This is a genomic window from Psychromonas sp., assembly GCF_983033635.1.
In genome coordinates this window covers 20,044-22,259 of the sequence record NZ_CEZLMY010000053.1, presented here as the reverse complement: position 1 = coordinate 22,259, position 2,216 = coordinate 20,044, and the positions used below count along the sequence as shown (strand labels likewise).

The 2,216-nt window shown below is 34.7% G+C and carries 3 protein-coding genes; 1 reads left to right on the top strand and 2 read right to left on the bottom strand.

Going from position 1 to position 2,216, the window contains the following annotated elements:
- Positions 1–61: 61 nt before the first annotated feature.
- Complete coding sequence (locus AC4GME_RS09240) at positions 62–391, bottom strand: VF530 family protein (protein WP_490376855.1); 330 nt, start codon at positions 389–391, stop codon at positions 62–64.
- Between the two features lie 436 nt (positions 392–827).
- Between AC4GME_RS09240 and AC4GME_RS09235 the strand changes: the two genes are divergently transcribed.
- Positions 828–1,058 (top strand): hypothetical protein, encoded by a 231-nt coding sequence (locus AC4GME_RS09235; RefSeq protein WP_490379278.1) that lies wholly within the window; start codon positions 828–830, stop codon positions 1,056–1,058.
- A 785-nt stretch (positions 1,059–1,843) separates the two neighbouring features.
- Here AC4GME_RS09235 and AC4GME_RS09230 read toward each other — a convergent pair.
- A partial coding sequence (locus AC4GME_RS09230; RefSeq protein WP_490379277.1) for a hypothetical protein occupies positions 1,844–2,216 on the bottom strand: 373 nt, incomplete at its 5' end.

The following is a 2,216-nucleotide window of genomic DNA, read 5'->3' as shown; positions in this document are numbered from 1 at the left end:
ATAAACAGTACTAAGCAATTTTAACATGAAAGGTGATTTATCATCAGCTTTAATTTATCGTCTATTTATCCTTTAGTGTAGGCCAAACAAACATATCTGGTTTTTCAGATGAACTAGTTGATGCCGCTCTTTTGTGAGCAACGATCCCTCTGATCAGTTTCCCTGTCGCTTTATGATCACTACAAAACGTTTTTAGATATAGAATCTCTACCTTACTACGCGCCCAAGGATTTTTTCGCAGGAATTTCAAACTTGATTTAAGACGGGGGTTATTAATGAAACAGTTAATATTAAGTAACTCACCCATCTTATTCCAACCTAATTTTTTTTCAAGCTCTATTAGAATATGCTCAAGTTTCACGCCATGCAGAGGATCGTTGTTGTTATTCATTGTTATACCAAATTGATTAATTAAATTCCTATTCAGAGCCGCTATGTAAATTCAGTTAAAGATGCATTGATTTAGGAATAGTTACTCCTGATTAATACAATAACAGAATGGCACTGAGTCTCTGCAGGGGCTGTTTTCAAAGCTTTTAATACAGCGTCAGATGATAGCACAATAGAATAACTATTCTCTCAATCATCTGTATTAGTTAAAACGTTTTTAATTGCAGTTAAGTGGGAAATAATTGAATCCAGTTATTTCGCTGTAATGATTTGTAATAATCATATGATTTTAAAAGATCATCATATACAATGACTTTGTTTTGATTTGTAAGGTGCAATAAATAGGTGTTTGTATTTAATTATGCTCTTCCCCTACAGTCCCTGTTTGTATCTGTCTGTTCAAAGCTGACTTTTATTTACAGTGGAGTGGTTAAATAATGGAAGTAGAAAATACTATCTCATTAGATTCACAAAAAATATTAGCTGAAGTTTGTTTGCAAATTGATAGTGGCTTAGGTTTACGCCCGTTTTTTGTTGATTTTTTTCCAGGAACAATGCGCATTGAATGCGATAAAGATTTAACTGTATTTATGATAGGAGAAATCATTGAAGTTGATGTAATTGAAATGTCTAAAGCAGATGGCAACGCTTATTTGTATTGTAATTAAAAAATATAATATTGTGTAATAGCCATTACTTCCTATCCGCATCTGCTTGCAAAGATTTATTTGATAACAGCTTAATGTAAGCTGGTTTTTAATATCATTATGTTTTCAATACATGTCATAAACATAAAAAATGACTCTCTGCTGCCATCCTTCGGCTATTAAGCAAAGAGTCATTGAACTCTAGGGTTATTTTGCTGCGATTATTGACTACCATCCAGTTATGTACCGAAAGAAACTGCGTTTTGATTTGCGTTTCTTGTTTAAAGCTTTATACACAATTGGGTAACCGTAGCTTAAAAGCATAATGTCACTATTCATTTTACTCTCCTTGATTGCGCTGAAATATCAGCAACAAGCAAAGTAATGGAATTAACGTGCCAATAATAAATCATGTTAACAATCAGTGTGTTACGGTTTTTACTTTGTGTCTGTTTGCTATACCCGCACCAATTCGGGTAATTTATTCACCAAAATGTGGCATTTATTATGTTTTTCTAAGAGAAAAAGCAGTGGCGAACTACTTCTGCTTTTTGCTTGCCATGCGGTGGACTCTGACGACTAGCAATGAAGCTCTCATCCATAAAACTCGATTGCTGCAATCGTTTTCAACTTGTCCACGGTTTATGGCAACACTTTCAATGCTGCTTATATCATTAGCCATGAAGGCGCTATCATTGTTGCTATATAAAAATTGATTGACTAATATTTTTCCATTCTGGAAATTGCAGAGTTATAAACTGAAAACACAAAGGGCCAGATTCTGACCCTATTAATTCAATCGTTAGTTAATAATAACTACGAGGTTTAACCGGTGCTTCAGATTTAAGTCGCTCAAATTCAGATTTCAGGCGCTCATACTCAGTTTTTTCTGTGCTCGCCTTTTCTTCCTGTTTTAGGTCTGAATCGTTAACTGAATTTAAATCCGACTTCTGGTTTTGCTGTTCAAAAGGCTCACTGACTTTTGTGCTCGGTTTTTCTTCTAGTTGCAGCTCAGAATCGTTAACTGAATTTAACTCCGACTCTTGTTTTTGCTGTTCAAAAGGCTCATTAACTTTTTCGTTCGATTTTTCTTCCTGTAGCTGCTCTGAATCGACTGCTGAATTTAAACCTGAGTCCTGGCTTTGCGGTTCAAAATTACCACTAACTTGATTGCAACCA